Source organism: Catenulispora yoronensis, from assembly GCF_039531695.1.
Classification (GTDB): domain Bacteria; phylum Actinomycetota; class Actinomycetes; order Streptomycetales; family Catenulisporaceae; genus Catenulispora; species Catenulispora yoronensis.
Window position 1 is genome coordinate 1 of record NZ_BAAAQN010000176.1, and the last position, 677, is coordinate 677.

Sequence of the window (677 nt, forward strand, 5' to 3'; positions counted from 1 at the left end):
CGTTTTAGTGCAGGAAAATTGCTTGTTTCATGGCTTAAACGTCATTTATTCTCTTTGGTCGTCGAAAACGTCGCTAAGATTAAATGACTCATCGGTTCTGCATGTCAGGATCTTTTCTGACGAACCCAGGCCTTAATAACGTTAAGATTAACACGAAGTCACCGCAACAGCGGATATGAGTTACGAAAGCTTGCAATTATATACTCAATGGATTTCGAGTTGTAAGAAGGCAGCAGGGCTGTGGCCCCTGGCGCGCACAATGTGCCACGTCAGGGTAAGCAGGCGCAGCCGGCGCATCTGCAACTTGAAAGGCGACGAGTATAGCCGTAGCCACCACTGTTGTCTTTAAGATTCAGGAGCATAGTGCATGGAGTTCAGTGTAAAAAGCGGTAGCCCGGAGAAGCAGCGGAGCGCCTGTATCGTGGTCGGCGTCTTTGAACCACGTCGCCTCTCCCCCATCGCCGAACAACTCGATAAAATCAGCGACGGCTACATCAGCGCCCTGCTGCGTCGCGGCGAGCTGGAAGGCAAACCTGGCCAGACGTTATTGCTGCACCATGTGCCAAACATTCTGTCTGAGCGCATTCTGCTGATTGGCTGCGGCAAAGAGCGCGAGCTGGATGAGCGTCAGTATAAGCAGGTCATCCAGAAAACCATCAATACCCTGAATGATACCG

Annotated in this window: 1 protein-coding gene; it reads left to right on the forward strand. The window is 51.1% G+C overall.

What is annotated here, in order from left to right; translation table 11 throughout:
- Nucleotides 1-367: 367 nt before the first annotated feature.
- On the forward strand, nt 368-677 hold a 310-nt coding region (locus tag ABD481_RS46635; protein ID WP_044612643.1), incomplete at its 3' end, for a M17 family peptidase N-terminal domain-containing protein.